Annotated in this window: 17 protein-coding genes, 1 other RNA gene and 2 pseudogenes; 15 read left to right on the forward strand and 5 right to left on the reverse strand. The window is 56.8% G+C overall.

The window, feature by feature from the left end; all coding sequences use genetic code 11:
• The 6 genes from rpsI (at position 1) to AB5Y97_RS02460 (ending at position 4,369) form a co-directional block, all read left to right on the forward strand.
• Positions 1 to 393, forward strand: coding sequence for a 30S ribosomal protein S9 (gene rpsI / locus AB5Y97_RS02435; protein ID WP_005336286.1), 393 nt, complete (start codon positions 1 to 3; stop codon positions 391 to 393).
• Positions 394 to 688: 295 nt separating this feature from the next.
• On the forward strand, positions 689 to 1,279 hold the full coding sequence (petA, locus tag AB5Y97_RS02440) for a ubiquinol-cytochrome c reductase iron-sulfur subunit (RefSeq protein ID WP_040068840.1): 591 nt from the start codon (positions 689 to 691) through the stop codon (positions 1,277 to 1,279).
• 2 nt (positions 1,280 to 1,281) lie between these two features.
• A complete protein-coding gene (locus tag AB5Y97_RS02445; RefSeq protein WP_040068842.1) occupies positions 1,282 to 2,499 on the forward strand; it encodes a cytochrome bc complex cytochrome b subunit in 1,218 nt (405 codons plus the stop codon).
• Positions 2,496 to 3,230: a cytochrome c1 gene (locus AB5Y97_RS02450; protein WP_040068844.1), complete on the forward strand. Its 735-nt coding sequence runs from the start codon at positions 2,496 to 2,498 to the stop codon at positions 3,228 to 3,230. The genes AB5Y97_RS02445 and AB5Y97_RS02450 overlap by 4 nt, the downstream gene beginning before the upstream one ends.
• 87 nt (positions 3,231 to 3,317) lie before the next feature.
• Positions 3,318 to 3,947, forward strand: a complete 630-nt coding sequence (gene sspA, locus AB5Y97_RS02455; RefSeq protein ID WP_005336279.1) for a stringent starvation protein SspA — start codon at positions 3,318 to 3,320, stop codon at positions 3,945 to 3,947.
• Entirely contained in the window at positions 3,944 to 4,369 is a 426-nt protein-coding gene (locus AB5Y97_RS02460; protein ID WP_005336278.1) for a ClpXP protease specificity-enhancing factor, read from the forward strand. Before sspA ends, AB5Y97_RS02460 begins: the two co-directional genes overlap by 4 nt.
• Before the next feature lie 42 nt (positions 4,370 to 4,411).
• Here the strand turns inward: AB5Y97_RS02460 and dolP are convergent, their stop codons facing one another.
• From dolP to AB5Y97_RS02480, 4 genes are read right to left on the reverse strand one after another with little or no spacing between them, the layout of a single operon-like run.
• Positions 4,412 to 4,990: a division/outer membrane stress-associated lipid-binding lipoprotein gene (gene dolP, locus AB5Y97_RS02465; protein WP_005336277.1), complete on the reverse strand. Its 579-nt coding sequence runs from the start codon at positions 4,988 to 4,990 to the stop codon at positions 4,412 to 4,414.
• 4 nt (positions 4,991 to 4,994) lie between these two features.
• Entirely contained in the window at positions 4,995 to 5,585 is a 591-nt protein-coding gene (locus tag AB5Y97_RS02470) for an SIS domain-containing protein (protein WP_005336275.1), read from the reverse strand.
• A gap of 9 nt (positions 5,586 to 5,594) precedes the next feature.
• Positions 5,595 to 5,987 (reverse strand): YraN family protein, encoded by a 393-nt coding sequence (locus AB5Y97_RS02475; RefSeq protein ID WP_040068846.1) that lies wholly within the window; start codon positions 5,985 to 5,987, stop codon positions 5,595 to 5,597.
• Positions 5,908 to 7,695 (reverse strand): penicillin-binding protein activator, encoded by a 1,788-nt coding sequence (locus AB5Y97_RS02480; RefSeq protein ID WP_069554203.1) that lies wholly within the window; start codon positions 7,693 to 7,695, stop codon positions 5,908 to 5,910. The genes AB5Y97_RS02475 and AB5Y97_RS02480 overlap by 80 nt, the downstream gene beginning before the upstream one ends.
• Before the next feature lie 199 nt (positions 7,696 to 7,894).
• Between AB5Y97_RS02480 and rsmI the strand changes: the two genes are divergently transcribed.
• The 9 genes and pseudogenes from rsmI to AB5Y97_RS02525 form a co-directional block, all read left to right on the forward strand.
• On the forward strand, positions 7,895 to 8,737 hold the full coding sequence (rsmI, locus tag AB5Y97_RS02485) for a 16S rRNA (cytidine(1402)-2'-O)-methyltransferase (protein ID WP_159162782.1): 843 nt from the start codon (positions 7,895 to 7,897) through the stop codon (positions 8,735 to 8,737).
• A 147-nt stretch (positions 8,738 to 8,884) separates the two neighbouring features.
• Positions 8,885 to 9,271: RNase P RNA component class A (gene rnpB / locus AB5Y97_RS02490), an RNA gene on the forward strand.
• 227 nt (positions 9,272 to 9,498) lie between these two features.
• Entirely contained in the window at positions 9,499 to 10,371 is an 873-nt protein-coding gene (gene lfiM, locus AB5Y97_RS02495) for a lateral flagellar motor switch protein LfiM (protein WP_236319993.1), read from the forward strand.
• Between the two features lie 8 nt (positions 10,372 to 10,379).
• Positions 10,380 to 10,757, forward strand: a complete 378-nt coding sequence (lfiN, locus tag AB5Y97_RS02500; RefSeq protein ID WP_019444828.1) for a lateral flagellar motor switch protein LfiN — start codon at positions 10,380 to 10,382, stop codon at positions 10,755 to 10,757.
• Entirely contained in the window at positions 10,757 to 11,491 is a 735-nt protein-coding gene (gene fliP / locus AB5Y97_RS02505) for a flagellar type III secretion system pore protein FliP (RefSeq protein WP_368157213.1), read from the forward strand. Before lfiN ends, fliP begins: the two co-directional genes overlap by 1 nt.
• Position 11,492: 1 nt before the next feature.
• Entirely contained in the window at positions 11,493 to 11,762 is a 270-nt protein-coding gene (fliQ, locus tag AB5Y97_RS02510) for a flagellar biosynthesis protein FliQ (protein WP_005336246.1), read from the forward strand.
• Complete coding sequence (gene lfiR, locus AB5Y97_RS02515; protein WP_005336245.1) at positions 11,759 to 12,541, forward strand: lateral flagellar biosynthetic protein LfiR; 783 nt, start codon at positions 11,759 to 11,761, stop codon at positions 12,539 to 12,541. Before fliQ ends, lfiR begins: the two co-directional genes overlap by 4 nt.
• On the forward strand, positions 12,538 to 13,674 hold the full coding sequence (gene flhB, locus AB5Y97_RS02520) for a flagellar biosynthesis protein FlhB (protein WP_100646895.1): 1,137 nt from the start codon (positions 12,538 to 12,540) through the stop codon (positions 13,672 to 13,674). Before lfiR ends, flhB begins: the two co-directional genes overlap by 4 nt.
• A gap of 3 nt (positions 13,675 to 13,677) precedes the next feature.
• Positions 13,678 to 14,802, forward strand: a pseudogene (locus tag AB5Y97_RS02525) (FHIPEP family type III secretion protein); the annotation flags it as partial.
• An 83-nt stretch (positions 14,803 to 14,885) separates the two neighbouring features.
• Here AB5Y97_RS02525 and AB5Y97_RS02530 read toward each other — a convergent pair.
• Positions 14,886 to 15,432 (reverse strand): annotated as a pseudogene (locus tag AB5Y97_RS02530) (IS3-like element ISAeme20 family transposase); the annotation flags it as partial.

Raw genomic sequence — 15,432 nt, forward strand, 5'->3', positions numbered from 1 at the left:
ATGGCAGAAAATCAATACTACGGTACCGGCCGTCGCAAAAGCTCCACTGCTCGCGTATTTATCAAAGCGGGTAGCGGCAAGATCGTAATCAACCAGCGCTCCCTGGAGCAGTACTTCGGCCGTCCGACTGCCCGCATGGTAGTTCGTCAGCCGCTGGAACTGGTTGAGATGACCGAGAAACTGGACCTGTACATCACCGTTAACGGTGGTGGCATCTCCGGTCAAGCTGGTGCGATCCGCCACGGTATCACTCGTGCTCTGATGCAGTACGACGAAACCCTGCGTTCCGAACTGCGTAAAGCTGGCTTTGTTACTCGTGATGCCCGTAAGGTTGAGCGTAAGAAAGTTGGTCTGCACAAAGCTCGTAAGCGTCCGCAGTACTCCAAGCGTTAATTCGCTTTTGGTACTCACTCTTTCGAGTGTCAAAAAAGCCTGGCGGTTGCCAGGCTTTTTTTATTGGTAATATTACCGACATCAATGCTAACCACGCGTCACAAAAGACAAAAAATTGTTTCTTTATTGTTTTCATTGCTCACCGCTCTTTCTTGTCAAGTTGTTATCTTTTCTTTAAAATTTCCCCTGTTTTCTGTGGCAATTGTAAATCCAGCTTCCGCCGCTGTTGTCACGGGAAAAATGGGGAACAGGGACACTATAAGAATGTGCGGAGTCCACATGGGAGAGTTTTTGGATGAGCAATGCGCCAGTTGATACCGGTCGCCGCAGATTTCTTACCTGGTCAACGGTTGCCGTTGGTGGGGTAGGAGCTGCGTTTACCGCAGTGCCGTTTATAAAGTCATGGAATCCGAGCGCCAAGGCCAAAGCAGCCGGTGCGCCGGTTGAAGTCGATATCAGCAAGTTGGAACCGGGTCAGCTCATCCGTGTCGAGTGGCGAGGCAAGCCTGTCTGGGTGGTGAAACGCACCAAACAGACGCTGGATGCCTTGGCCGCGCATGATGACAAGCTGCGGGATCCCTCATCTGAAGAGCCGCAGCAGCCTGACTATGCCCATAACGGGTACAGGTCGATCAAGCCCGAAATTTTTGTCGCGGTCGGTATTTGCACCCACTTGGGGTGTTCACCTTCCTATCTGCCTGACAGCTTTGGCGAGCAGGTGCAGGGCGTTACGTCCGGCTTCTTCTGCCCGTGCCATGGCTCCAAGTTCGACATGGCCGGCCGTGTGTTCCAGGGGGTGCCTGCACCGCTGAACCTGGTCATTCCGCCCTATCAATTCATTAATGACACCACCATCCTGGTCGGTGCCGATGGCAAGGAGGCCTGACCATGTTGAGTAAACTGATGGGCTGGATCGATTATCGATTCCCGCTCACGGCCATGTACAACGACCACATGGCCAAGTATCCGGCACCGAAGAACCTGAACTTCTGGTACTTCTTCGGCTCGCTGGCCATGCTGGTGCTGGTTAACCAGATCATCACCGGTATCTGGTTGACCATGAACTACAACCCCTCTGCGGAAGGTGCGTTTGCCTCCGTGGAGTACATCATGCGCGATGTGGAGTACGGCTGGTTGCTGCGTTACATGCACTCAACCGGTGCGTCTGCATTCTTCATCGTGGTCTACATGCACATGTTCCGCGGCATGATCTATGGCTCTTATCAGAAGCCTCGTGAACTGCTGTGGATCTTCGGCATGCTGATCTTCCTGGTGCTGATGGCGGAAGCCTTTATGGGCTACTTGCTGCCCTGGGGTCAGATGTCATTCTGGGGTGCCCAGGTCATCATCTCGCTGTTTGGCGCCATTCCGGTCATCGGTGACGATTTGACCCTGTGGATCCGCGGTGACTACGTCATCTCCGGTGCGACCCTTAACCGCTTCTTCGCGCTGCACGTCATCGCGTTGCCGCTGGTGCTGGTGATGCTGGTTGCCATGCACATTCTGGCGCTGCACGAAGTAGGATCCAACAACCCGGACGGTATCGACATCAAGAAGCACAAGGACGAAAACGGCTGGCCGCTGGATGCGGTGGCGTTCCACCCTTATTTCACCGTCAAGGACATGATCGGTGTGGCGGGCTTCCTGTTCTTCTTCTGCGCCATCATCTTCTTCAAGCCGGATATGTGGGGTTACTTCCTCGAGAAGCCGAACTTTGAAGTGGCCAACGGCCTGAAGACTCCTGCTCACATCGCGCCTGTGTGGTACTTCACCCCCTTCTACGCGATTCTGCGTGCCGTACCCGACAAGCTTCTGGGCGTCATCATGATGGGCCTCTCTATTGTGGTGTTGTTCCTGCTGCCTTGGCTGGATCGCTGCAAGGTGCGTTCTGTTCGCTATCGCAGCAAGCTGCACAAGCTGAACATTGCCCAGTTCGTGGTCTGCTTTATCATCCTGGGGGTGCTGGGTGTACTGCCGTCGACGCCGACCCTGACGCTGGTTGCCCAGATTTGTACCTTGGGTTATTTCGGTTTCTTCGTGCTGTTGTTCTTCTACAGCAAAAACGAACGCACCAAGCCGCTGCCGGAGAGGGTTACATTTAAATGAAAAAAATAATATTTGCAGTGCTGACCCTGCTGCCATCACTGGTGTTTGCCAATGCTGGGGCCGTGCATCTGGACAAAGCCAATTATGATCTGAGCGACAAGGCATCCCTGCAACGTGGAGCTGCCACCTTCATGAACTATTGTGCAGGCTGCCACTCTACCCAGTATCAACGCTACAACCGGGTTGCTGCCGATCTGGAGATCCCCGAGGAGCTGATGAAGGAGAACCTCATCTTCACCGGCGCCAAAGTGGGTGATCTGATGAAGAGCGCCATGTCCGAGAAGGATGCCGCCAAGTGGTTTGGTGCTCCCCCTCCAGATCTGACTCTGGTTGCCCGGGTACGTGGTGCGGACTGGATTTACACCTATCTGCGTTCTTTTTACGTGGATCCGACTCGTCCGTTTGGGGTGAATAATGTGGTGTTCCCGTCTGTGGGTATGCCTCATGTGTTGGAACCGTTGCAGGGAACCCCCCGTGCCGAGTTCGTCACTCACACGGTCGATGGAGTCGAGACCCAGCAGGTTGTCAGCATCAAATCTGACGGTAATGGTGAAATGGATGACGAAGAGTATGATCAGACGGTACTGGATCTGGTAAACTTCTTGGTCTACTCGGCTGAACCGGTACAACAGGAGCGTGAACGCATGGGCTTCTGGGTGCTTGGTTTCATCGTGATCTTCTTCATCTTCACTGTGCTGTTGAAGAAGGAATTCTGGCGCGACGTTCACTAAGCGACCAGATACGGGTAATATAATGCACGGCAATGAAGACCAAGATGCTTCATTGCCGTTTCTGCTTTTTAATGACGGGAGGGTTCAATGGCTGTAGCTGCCAATAAGCGTTCGGTAATGACGCTGTTTTCCGGTGCCAACGATATGTTCAGCCATCAGGTGCGTATTGTCCTGGCGGAGAAGGGTGTTAGCGTGGATATCTGCCAGGTTGATCCAGCCAATCTGCCGGATGAGCTGGCCGAGCTGAACCCGTACAACTCTGTACCGACCCTGGTTGATCGTGAGCTGGCGCTCTACACCTCGCGCATCATTATGGAGTATCTTGATGAGCGCTTCCCGCATCCGCCCTTGATGCCTGTTTACCCGGTTGCCCGCGGTAACAGCCGTCTGATGATGCACCGCATCGAGCTGGACTGGTACTCCCTGGCCGACAAGATCATGGCCGGTACCGATGCTGAAGCGGCACGCAACGAACTGCGTGACAACCTGCTGGCCATCGCGCCGATCTTCGGTGAAATGCCCTATTTCATGAGCGAAGAGTTCGGTCTGGTGGATTGCTACATGGCACCGCTGCTGTGGCGTCTGCCGAGCCTTGGCATCGACCTGACCGGTCGTGGCGCCAAAGAGCTGAAGGCCTACATGGTTCGTTTGTTCGAGCGTGAGTCCTTCCAGGCTTCCCTGACCGAAGCCGAACGCGAGATCCGTGCTGGCGTATGAGCATGGAACCGACAATGACACCGAGCCGCCCGTACTTGTTACGGGCGTTCTTTGACTGGTTGCTGGACAACGATCTGACCCCTCATCTGGTGGTCAACGTCAACATTCCCCATGTGATGGTGCCGATGCAGTTTGCTCAGGACGGGCAAATTGTGCTGAATATCGCGCCCCGAGCCGTGATGCAATTTCACATGGATAACGAGGCCATCAGTTTCAGTGCCCGCTTTGGCGGCGTCTCCCAGCAGGTTTATATCCCGATGGCAGCCGTACTGGCTATCCATGCCCGGGAGAACGGCGTAGGCACCATGTTCCCGCCCGAGCCGGGTTACGATATCTGGCTGGAGCAGGCCGAAGCGCCGGTGGAGCCTGAGCCGGAACCGCCGCGTCCAAGCGGTCGTCCGACCCTGAAGGTGATCAAATAAAAAACGCAGCCGATTGGCTGCGTTTTTTTATGCCGCGTTGGCTTAGTTCTGGGCGAATTCGAAGGCCTTGATCACGCGCTTCACGCCGGTGACATGGCGGGCGATGTTGACTGCCTGCTCTCCCTCCTGGCGAGTCACCAGACCAATCAGGAACACCTCGCCGTTCTCGGTGACCACCTTGACCTTGGTGCTGTCGAAGTTCTTGGTGCCGAACATGTCGGCTTTCACCTTGGAGGTGATCCAGGAGTCATTGCTGCGAGTGGTAAAACTGGCAGGTTGGCCGATGCGCAATTCGTTGTAGACGTGGCGCACCCCTTCGATGCGACTGACAATTTTGCCCGCCTCAATCTTGTAAACGTCAGAAGGTGTCTGTCCGACCAGCAGGACGCGGCCATTGTTGCTGTAGACGCTGATCTTGCTGGCTGCACTGAGGGGTTTGTTGTCGGCCAGCAGATTGGCCGCTTTCAGCTCGATGGTCTGGTCATCCCACTGCGCGCCCAGGGTTCGGCGATCGCCAGAGGCCTTGGCAGTCCCTGCGGCGCCGCCAACAACCAGGGCTGCGCAGCCTTGCAGCAGCAGGGTGCTAACCAGCAGACCGAGCAGGATAGTGTGCTTTTTCATGGTTTCAATCTTCCTGTTGCGGGAAAAGTGTCTGGTCGATGAGATCACACAGGCAGTGCAGGGTCAACAGGTTCACTTCCAGAATGCGAGGGCGACGGGCGGAGGGAACACGGATCTCCACATCGTTCGGGCCGAGCAGACCTGCCATTTCGCCACCGTCACCCCCGCTCAGCACCACTATGGTCATGTCGCGGGAGAGGGCAGCTTCGGCGGCCTTGATCAGGCTGCGGCTGTGGCCAGAGGTGGTGATGACCACCAGAATGTCACCAGGCTGGCCCAGCGCGCGGATCTGCTTGGCGTAGACCTCTTCAAAACCGTGGTCGGTGGCGATGGCGCTGATGGTTGCCATGTCCGGGGTCAGGGCCATGCCGGGCAGGGAGGGGCGCTGTGTCTCGTAGCAGTTGACCAGTTCGGAGATGAACAGTTGCGCCAGTGCGGCAGAAGGACCGTTACCGCATGCCAGCACCTTGTGGCCATTGAGCAGGCAGATGGTGATCATCTGGGCTGCAGTATGGATGGCATCCGGCAGCGCCTCGGCGGCGGCTATCTTGGTCTGGATGCTTTCGGTGTAGTTCTCTTTGATGCGGTCAGTCATAGGGTCCTCTTAAAATGCGTTCTGGATCCAGGCTGGCTGGTCGCCCTCGAACGCAATCACATCGAATCGGCAGGCCTGATTGGCCTCGTTGATGGCATGTTGCTTCAAATAGTGGCGCGCTGCCAGCATGATCTTGTGCTGTTTGCTGCGGGTGACCGAGCTGGCGGCCCCGCCATGGCTGCCGGTGGCCCGGTAGCGCACCTCAACAAACACCAGGGTCTGGCCCTGGTGCATGATGAGGTCTATTTCACCGCCACGACAGCGGTAGTTGCGAGCTACCGGTTGCAGGCCCTGAGCCTGCAACCAGCGTTCAGCGACTTGTTCAAAGTGCTGTCCCTTGCTCGTTGGTGAGGGGAACAGGCTCGGCAACTGCTGGCGTATCCGTTTCCATAGTTCCTTCATTGGAGGGCTCCTCCAGTTGCTGAACGGCGTTCTCGTCGACCAGTTTGCCGTTCTGGTAAGTACCCCAGCTCAGCATCCGCACGATATTGCCCTGGGCATCCACGCTCAGCTGACCGCTCATGCCGGCCTGCTGCATGCCGCCTACCTTGCGCATCTGCTGCAGGTTCTCAGCCAGGCTGACGGCATCGTAGCCCATGGCAAACAGGCGCAGCAGGTCACCCTGAGTCTGCGGCCAGAGCAGGGCGATCTGCTCGCGCTGTTTCTCGTAGCCGCCCAGCAGCAGCGGCATATCGGCGATATGCATGCCGTTGAGCTCGGAGGCGACCTCGGTGGCGGCGCTGTCGTAGCCACGGGAGCTGGTATAGATGGGCAGGCTTCCCATCGGATTGACCGAGACATCCACGTAGGGCTTGATCATCCGGGTTTCCAGGCTGTTGGCCACCACATAAACGGCATCGATGCTGCGCGGTGCGGCATCAGAGAGTTGCACCACTTCACCAGCACGGGCGGTAGAGCGGCCGCTCAGGGCATTCTTGACCATCCCCTGTACTTCGTTGCGGGCACCGAAGGTGGCAACCACCGGCTTATCCTGGCTCAGGGTGGCCCAGCTCTGCTCGAAAGCCTTGATACTGCTGTAACCGATCCGACCCTGGGCGGCGATCAGCAGCGGTTTACGGTAGCCCTGGGTGTAAAGGTACTGGGCTGCCTGGGCGGCATCTGCGGCGGCAGAGAGGGAGAAGTAGTAGGTGGTGTCGTTGACGACCGGCTTGTCCAGCTCGTTGAGCGCCAGTACCGGCACGGTCGGATTGGCCTTGAGCAGCTCCTCGACCCGATCTTTCAGCAGCGGGCCGATGATCATGTCTGCCCCTTCCTGAATCGCCTGCTTATAAAGATCGCCGGTTGACTTGCTCTGGGTGTCGTAGAAGTTCAGGGTGAATTGCCCCTGATTTTCCTTATAAGACATCAGCATACCGTTACGGATGGCGGCGCCCTGCGGCTCCAGATTGCCGGAGAGGGGCAGCAGCACGGCGATCTGTTGCACCGAGGTGCTGGCAGTGGCCGCCAGATCGCCCAATCCTGCCGGCATATCCTTCTGGGCTGGATGGTTGGGGAAGTCGCGCTTCCAGCCTGCCAGCTGGCGGGCCAGCAAGTTCGGCTGGGCGCCAAACTCGTTGACCAGTGCCGCCAGTCGCAACCAGCCGGTGGTCACATCAGGGGCCGGAGCCTCTTCCAGCGCTTGCAGGGTGGAGGGGGTCATGCTTTTCAGCAACGACCAGATCTGCTGATGGTTGGTCGCCTGCTCGCTCTGATTGAGGTAGGGCTCCAGTGCAATCAACGACTTGGCGGCACCAAACTTGTTATTGATGTCGAGCTGCAGCACCACGCGCTGGCGATACCAATCCTTCTGGGTATCGGCATCCAGCGCCACCTCGGGTTTGCCTTCCAGCAGGATCAGCGCCTGATTGGCGTGGCCTTGCGCCAGCAACAGATGGGCTTGCAGCAGTTGCAACTGCGCCTTCTGAACGGGATCCTTGGCCTGCTTCTGCAATTGCTGGAACAGTGCCGAGGCCGGTTTGGCCTGGCCCAGCGCCAGATAGCTGCGTGCCGCCAGCATCTGCCAGGTAAAGGCCTCGGCCGGCTTGGCGGGATCCACCTGCTCAAGATACCACTGGGCATTCTTGGTCAGATTGGAAAACGCAGAGGGCATGCCTGACTGCCCTGACGGTTGATTGGGCTCCGACGCACAGGCGGCGAGCAGTACTGCCGCGAGTATGATGCCGAAGAGTCGTGATACACTTAGCTGCTTTGTAACCCGGTTCAAGTTCATTCCCCGACCAGTGTTGAAGTTCCCCATAGTGTAAACGGGCCAATATGGCGACACAATTGTCGGGGCACTCGGAGATCCCATGAGTGACATCCCAACCCTGTATATAGTCCCCACTCCGATCGGCAATCTGGCGGACATCACCCAGCGTGCATTGGACATTTTACGCAGTGTCGATCTGGTGGCAGCCGAAGATACCCGTCATACCGGTATCCTGCTCAGCCACTACCAAATCTCGGTGCCGACCTTCGCCCTGCACGATCACAACGAGCAGCAGAAAGCCGATGTGCTGATCGGCCGGATCAAAGAGGGCAAGAGTGTTGCGCTGGTCTCCGATGCCGGCACCCCGCTCATCAGCGACCCCGGTTATCACTTGGTCACCCGCTGTCGTGAAGCCGGGGTCAAAGTGGTGCCGCTGCCCGGTCCATGTGCCGCCATCACCGCCCTGAGCGCGGCCGGTCTGCCCACCGATCGCTTTGCCTTTGAAGGCTTCCTGCCCGCCAAGAGCAAGGGGCGTGACGATCGCCTGCAAGCCGTTATCGAAGATACCCGTTCGCTGGTGTTTTACGAATCTCCACGCCGTGTGCAGGATACCGTGGAAGCGATTGCTCGCATTCTCGGTGAGCGTCAGGTGGTGGTGTGCCGCGAGCTGACCAAGACCTTCGAGTCGATCCACGGTCTGCCAGCTTCCGAAATGCTGACCTGGCTTGGCGAGGATGACAACCGCTGCCGCGGCGAGATCGTTCTGGTCGTGGCTGGCGCCTCCAAAGAAGAAGAGGATCTGCCAGCCGAGGCGATCCGTACTCTGGGTCTGCTGGTGACTGAGCTGCCACTGAAAAAAGCGGCCGCCCTGACCGCCGAGATCCACGGTGTGAAGAAGAATGCCCTCTATAAATACGGTCTCGAGCACTATTTAGTCGGTTAATAGGTCGTCAGACTGTTTTTTGACCTGCGCAATCCCCTGCATCGACAATCAGTCAGCCTGTAAACGGGGGCCAAAGCGCGATAAATGGCTGTAAACGGGAATTGCCGGTTTACCCCGTGCGCCTCGCAAGGCTATAATCCGCGCCTCGGAGTTGGCTGGGCAATCGCTGCTTCGTCGTTGTGTCCCTCGGGACAGACGGGCGGAGGGGAGGAAAGTCCGGGCTTCACAGGGCAGGGTGCCAGGTAACGCCTGGGGGGCGCGAGCCTACGACCAGTGCAACAGAGAGCAGACCGCCGATGGCCCGCAAGGGATCAGGTAAGGGTGAAAGGGTGCGGTAAGAGCGCACCGCGCGACTGGCAACAGTTCGTGGCACGGTAAACTCCACCCGAAGCAAGACCAAATAGGCCCCTATTGGCGCGGCCCGCGTTGGGGGCGGGTAGGTTGCTTGAGCCAGCGAGCGATTGCTGGCCTAGAGGAATGATTGCTACCCGGGGCAACCCGGTACAGAACCCGGCTTACAGGCCGACTCCGACCTCATTCCGCGTGAACCGTCACGCTAAAATCCCGGTGCCTAACGGCACCGGGATTTTTATTATTCACGCCGAGATGCACTGCATGGCGGCTTTCTGGAATTTGTAATAAAGTTCTCACCCTTTTTGGTCGATATACGTCGGCTGGACTGTCTGTATCTATCACACTGCTGTCCTGATGAGCGACCCTGTGGCAATAAGGCGAGATGAAATGGTTAAGGTGGATTATTAATGTCATCAAGCAGCGCAATGCTCACACCTTCCCGGCTGCTTAGCGCAGAACGTGGCAGAACCCTGCCTCATTATGATCTGTTGGGTGTCGAGCGGTTAAACCACGCCCGTTTGAAGCAGGTTAATGGCCAGTTGAGCACATTTTCCCTGCAAGCTGCGAGTTGTATGGCCCAGCTGTTCAATAGTGCGGAGTGCGAACTGAATTATGGCGAGTTCGCCTTTTCCGGTCCGACAGAGACTGATGGCGCTGATATCTGGGTCGAAGCGAGAAGTCCGCTTGAACCGCAGCGCGCCGTCTATTTCTCGATCGCACCTCTGGTCATCTATCGTCTTGCGGTCCTCTTTTTCGGCGGCACCTTGCAGCAAAAAGAGGAGCATGTTCAGTCTGGCAAAGGGTTGACCGATACCGAACAGCGGCTGTTATTGCGGCTTTGCCAGTATCAGGTTGATATCTGGTGTGCTTGTCTGGGGTTGGGGGATCTGAAGTGGCAGTTGCATGTCGTGCCGCGGGATTCCATCGCCCACCGTCAGCTCTGGACCACGCAGGCAACCCTGCAGGCAGGTAATTGCACGCATCACTGGCAGATGTGGCTGCTTCCCCCCGAGGAGTCCATTTCTCAGGTCAGTCATTCATTGCCGCAAGGTCAGCTGGAACAGGCTCTGACTCATGTCCCGGTACGTCTGCGGGTGGTGATGGGCCAGTTGTCCATGACGCTGGCGGATCTTGAGTGTCTCAAGGTGGGTGATGTGCTGTCACTGGACTTGCCTGAAGTTGTGCCAGCACTGATTGGCAGCCGTCCCTGCTTCAGTGGACGAATCGCAGAACACAAAGGCAGCCTGGTCTATCAGGTTGCGACGGTTGTAGAGGAGTAAATTGAATCATGAGCGAGCACAATATGAATGATCCGCTGGATCTGGATGGACTTGATCAACTGTTTGGTGACGACATCAGCATGCCTAGCGCCGCAGACTACTTGGCCCCCACCAGTAGCAGCAAACAACGGGATCTCTCCTTCTTTCGCCAGATCCCGGTCAAGGTGACGCTGGAAGTGGCCAGTACCGAAGTGCCGCTCGGCGATTTGATGCGCGTCGAGGAGGGGGCTGTCATTGAGCTGGACAAGCTGGCAGGTGAACCGCTGGATGTGCGGGTGAATGGCCGTCTGCTTGCCAAGGGCGAAGTCGTCGTCGTGAATGGCAAATATGGTCTGCGCCTGGTCGATGTCATCGATACCAACCTGCTGGGTGGCATGGACGACTGATGCGCTATCTGCTGCTGACGCTGCTGTTATTTTCGCTGCCCGGCTGGGGGGCGGACATGACCCTGTTCTCGGTATCGCCAGGCACTTCAGGGGGCGAGGACTACAACATCAAGTTGCAGATCCTCTTCTTCATGACCCTGCTGGGTCTGCTCCCGACCTTGTTACTGATGATGACCAGTTTTACCCGGATCATCATCGTACTGGCCATATTGAGACAGGCACTTGGCTTGCAGCAGAGCCCTCCCAACCGGGTGCTGATCGGCATCAGCCTCATCCTGACTGTGGTGATTATGCGTCCTGTCTGGACGGACATGTATCAAAATGCATTTGTCCCTTATGACCAGAATGAAATAACCCTGTCAGAGGGGATCGCCAAGGCAGAAAAACCCCTGCGTAAATTCATGCTGGCCCAGACCCGTGAACCGGATCTGGAGCAGATGCTGCGCATCTCTGGCGAACCAACAACGGTCGCCAAAGAGGATGTGCCTTTCGGGGTGCTGTTGCCTGCGTTTGTCTTGAGTGAGTTGAATACCGCATTTCAGATTGGCTTTATGCTGTTCATTCCCTTTCTGGTGATCGATTTGGTGGTCGCCAGCGTCTTGATGGCGATGGGGATGATGATGCTCTCACCGCTGATCATCTCGTTACCCTTCAAACTGATGGTGTTTGTGCTGGTCGATGGCTGGTCGATGACCGTCGGCACTTTGGCTGCCAGCTTTGGTGGGGGAGGCTGATATGACCCCTGAGCAGAGCGTTGCCCTGGTTGGTGGCGCGGTCAATCTGGTGGTGACCATGGTCTCGGTGCTGATTGTACCGGGCCTGATTGTGGGACTGGTGGTCAGTATTTTTCAGGCGGCCACCCAGATCCAGGAGCAGACGCTCAGTTTTCTTCCCCGTTTTATCGTGACTCTGATGACCCTTATCTTTACGGGTAACTGGCTGTTGTCGCAGATAACCACCTTGTTCCAGGATCTGTTTCTTAAAATTCCCGGGTTTATCGGATGAATTCGCTGCTGTCCCTCAGTGCTGCTGACCTGACCGCATGGTTGGGCCAGTGGTGGTGGCCGTTTATCCGGATCGGTATGGCATTCTGGGTGATGCCGGTCTTTGGGGATACCCGGGTGCCTGCGCAAGTTCGCCTGATGCTGGCGTTCATCATCAGCCTGCTGCTCGCCCCCATGATGAAGGATATGCCGGTTGTCGATCCTTTCAGTGCCGGTGCGCTGGTCCTGGCGGTGGAGCAGCTGCTGTTTGGTTTGCTATTTGGTCTGTGTGTCCAGCTGCTCTATATGGTGATGACCACTGCGGGGCAGATCCTCTCCATGCAGATGGGGCTCGCGATGGCGGTGATGAATGATCCGGTCAACGGGGATTCTGCCCCCATCATCAGTCAGGTCATGATGGTGTTTTGCGCATTGCTCTTTCTGGGACTGAATGGCCACCTGGTGGTACTGGATATTCTGGTGCAGAGTCTGCGTAGCTGGCCGCCGGGTTCATCTCTGGATCTGATCGATATGAAAGGTGTGATCGGGTTGTTTGGCTGGTCTATCGGTGCCGCCCTGTTGCTGACGTTGCCTGCCGTTGTTGCCATGTTGATGGTTAACCTGACCTTCGGGGTGATGAACCGGACCGCCCCTTCGCTCAATATCTTCTCCCTCGGTTTTCCCATGACCCTGTTGCTCGGGTTGCTCACCATGGCGCTCTCCATCAGTGGTGTGCCCTCCCGTTATCTGGATTTGGTGACCCATGTGCTTGAACAGCTGCGAGGCTTGACCCCGGCATGAGTCAGAACAGCGCACAGGACAAAACCGAAGAAGCCTCCAGCCAGAAACGCCAGAAAGCGAGGGATGAGGGGCAGATCGCCCGCTCAAAAGAGCTCAGTTCTGCCGGTTTGCTGCTGCTTGGCGGGTTGGTGATGCAGTGGATGGTGCCGGGGTTTGGCCAGTTCTTTGCCGAGTTGATGAAGCGTCCGCAGCGTTTTGACTGGCAAGGTGCCCGTGACCCGCAGATGATGATCCATTGGCTGGGGGAAGCGCTGATAAACATGCTGTGGGTGCTGCTGCCCCTGTTTGGCTTTCTGGCCCTGATGCTGGTGTTACTCAGCATAGTGCCGGGCGGTATGGCGCTGACCTGGAAAAAGCTGCTACCCAGTGGCGAGAAGATGAACCCTTTGAAGGGACTGGGGCGGATGTTCTCCAAGAACAGCCTGATGGAGTTGCTGAAGTCACTGCTCAAGGTGACGCTGATCGGCGGCACGCTGGCGTTGATGTTAAATCATCAATGGCCTTCCTTGTTGATGATGAACCGGATGCCCCCTCAGGCGGCCCTCGAGCAGGCGCTACGGATCCTCTCCCAGGCATTTATTTTGCTGGGGAGCGTTCAGATGCTGATTGCCGTGCTGGATGTGCCCTATCAGCGCTGGTCGCTTAACAAGCAGCTCAGGATGACCAAACAAGAGGTCAAGGATGAGCACAAGAACAGCGAAGGGCGTCCCGAAATCAAAGCCAAAATCCGCCAGGTACAAGGAATGCTTGCCCGCGCGCGTATCGAACAGCGGGTACCACAGGCGGATGTGATCATCGTTAACCCGACCCATTATGCGGTGGCCATAAAATATGATGCGGCTCGTGCCAATGCCCCTTTCGTGATTGCCAAAGGGGTCGACAGCATGGCCGAGCGGATCCGCCAGGTTGCCAAGCAGCATGACAAGATGGTGATGAGCTTGCCTGAGTTGACGCGAGCCATCTATCACTCGACCAAGGTGGATCAGGAAGTCCCCGCAGGGCTGTACACGGCAGTTGCCTATGTATTGAACCATGTATTGCAGTTAAGGGCGTATGAGGCAGGCAAGGGGAGGAAACCGACCCCTCTTGCCCCGTTATATGTACCGCCCGAGTTACGTCAACCTGAGAGGTAAGTTGTGAACTGGCGTGTATTCACCCAATCCTATACCGCAATTCCGCTGATGTTATTGGCCATTTTGGCCATGATGATCCTGCCTCTGCCCGGTTGGCTGCTGGATGCGCTCTTTACCTTCAACATCGTGTTGGCGGTACTGGTGTTGCTGGTATCCGTCTCGGCCCGCAGACCACTCGATTTCTCGGTATTCCCAACCGTGTTGCTGGTTGCCACCCTGATGCGGCTGTCGCTGAACGTGGCCTCTACCCGTGTGGTGTTGCTGCACGGTCACGAAGGGCATGAAGCGGCCGGTAAGGTCATCCAGGCATTCGGTGAAGTGGTGATCGGTGGCAACTATGTCGTCGGTCTGGTGGTCTTCGTGATCCTGATGATCATCAACTTTGTGGTGATCACCAAGGGTGGCGAGCGGATTTCGGAAGTATCCGCCCGCTTCACGCTGGATGCCATGCCCGGCAAGCAGATGGCCATCGATGCCGACTTGAATGCCGGTACTATGGATCAGCATCAGGCCAGGGCTCGCCGTGAGGAGATCGCGCGCGAGGCTGACTTCTATGGTGCGATGGATGGTGCTTCCAAGTTCGTTCGTGGTGACGCGATAGCTGGCATGCTGGTGCTGATCATCAACCTGGTGGGTGGGTTGGCCATCGGTATCTTCCAGCATGCCTTGCCCGTTGCCGAAGCCTTCCAGCGTTATGCGCTGCTGACCATTGGTGATGGTCTGGTTGCCCAAATCCCGTCCCTGCTGATGTCGACTGCTGCGGCCATTATCGTGACCCGGGTCAGTGATGAGGGGGAGATGGCTGATCAGGTTGGTCAGCAGATCCTGGCATCGCCTCGCGTTATCTATACCTCTGCAACCATCATGCTGATCCTGGGTCTGGTGCCCGGGATGCCGATGCTCGCATTCCTCAGTTTCGCAGCTGTACTGGCCTGGACAGGTTGGAGTGTCAGCAAGCGAGCCGTCAATGTGCCGGATCTGGATGCAGCGCAAGAGCTGACTCGTCAAATGATTCAGCCTGAACAGCAGGCACTGGAGTGGCAGGATTTGCCGCCAGTCGATACGGTCGCCATCGAGCTTGGTTATCGTCTGGTGCCATTGGCTGAAACGGATAAAGGGGCTGAACTGAGGTGTCCTGACAAGATCGGACAGTCCCGGATCAAGCAGCCTGAGCAGTTTGAGGTGTCCTGACAAGATCGGACAGTCCCGGATCAAGCAGCCTGAGCAGTTCTCCAATACCTCTTGTTAAACTCCGCCGGGCTGACATTGCCAAGTCGTGAATGCCGACGCTGGCGGTTGTAAAAAATCTCTATGTATTCCTGAATCGCTGCCTTGGCCTCCGCTCTCGTCTCGAATCTATGGTGGTGAACCAGTTCATTTTTAAGAGACCCCCAGAAGCTTTCTATCGGGGCATTGTCGAAGCAGTTCCCCTTGCGTGACATGGAGGTCTGCATGCCAAATTGTACCTGGAGAGCCCGGTAAGCCTTGGCACAGTACTGACTGCCCCGGTCTGTGTGATGAATAAGCCCAACGGGTGGCCTCTTCTGCTGCACAGCCCGAAACAGCGCCTGACTGACCAACCCGGTGGTCATTCGCTCTCCCATCGCATAACCCACTATCTCACAGGTAAACACATCCTTGAGACCAGCCAGATAAAGCCAGCCTTCGTCGGTGGCAATATAGGTGATATCACCGGTCCAGACTTCGTTGGGCTTCGTCGGCGCAAAGACCTGACCAAGGAGATTCTCCGCCACGGGC

This window comes from Aeromonas sp. R10-2, assembly GCF_040908445.1.
GTDB lineage: Bacteria > Pseudomonadota > Gammaproteobacteria > Enterobacterales > Aeromonadaceae > Aeromonas > Aeromonas veronii.